This window comes from Psychrobacter sp. 1Y4 (genome assembly GCF_051847555.1).
Genome location: NZ_JBPYDE010000308.1, coordinates 1 through 867, shown reverse-complemented (window position 1 = coordinate 867; position 867 = coordinate 1). Strand labels below are relative to the sequence as shown.

2 protein-coding genes are annotated in these 867 nt (G+C 45.1%); one reads left to right on the top strand and one right to left on the bottom strand.

Annotated elements, in window-relative coordinates; all coding sequences use genetic code 11:
- On the bottom strand, positions 1-410 hold a 410-nt coding region (mraW, locus tag ACS8FC_RS15970), incomplete at its 3' end, for a 16S rRNA (cytosine(1402)-N(4))-methyltransferase (protein ID WP_439297492.1).
- 247 nt (positions 411-657) lie between these two features.
- Between mraW and ACS8FC_RS15965 the strand changes: the two genes are divergently transcribed.
- A partial coding sequence (locus ACS8FC_RS15965; RefSeq protein ID WP_439297493.1) for a glutamate--tRNA ligase family protein occupies positions 658-867 on the top strand: 210 nt, incomplete at its 3' end.

Here is an 867-nt window from a genome sequence, read left to right as displayed (position 1 = left end):
ACACGGCTGTCTTTGCTTGCCAATTCCTGCGCCACGCTAATGGCTGTCGGATCTTTGTCAAAGACAATCAGTGTGGCGTCATCGGCAAGCTGACTTAATAGTAACCTGCTATGACCGCCACGACCAAAGGTCGCATCAACGTAGATACCGCTTATATTTAAGCCATTTTGGTCGCCTTCTTTTTGCTTGGGCAAGGATTTTACGCCAAGTACTGCAGCGACAGTCTCTTGCAGTAGCACTGCATCGTGGACAAAATCCAGCTCATTAGACGGGGCAGAATCTTCCATCGACGATTGCAGGTTTTGAGCTGCATCATTTTCTATCGAAGAGGGGCTGATCGCAGGCTTAGGAGCAGCCGCGACTGAAGAATGGTTAGCGTTAGCATTTGACTTAGATTTAGATAGGGACACAAACAACTCAATAGATGACGACCATATTGGCCAGTAATTGGATGAAAATAAACAAGTTATGACTTGCTTAGCATTATTATCGCAAGGATACACGGGTAGTCAAGCACTAGAAGGGCTTTTCATTAAAAATATCACATGTCTCTGTTATACTAGCGCTATATTTTACGCTATTTCTTCACATCGACTTCATATCTTTCATCGCTATTTATACTAATAGCTTATATCGATAGCAAACTTTGAGACTTTTATCATGCAAACCTCTACTGACAGCAAGCGCCCTGTACGCACGCGTATCGCCCCATCACCAACCGGCTTTCCACACGTAGGCACTGCTTATATCGCCCTATTCAATTTGGCTTTCGCCAAAGCGCACGGCGGCGAATTTATCTTACGTATCGAAGATACCGACCAGACGCGCTCGACTGAGCAATCAGAGCAAATGATTTTGGATGCCTTG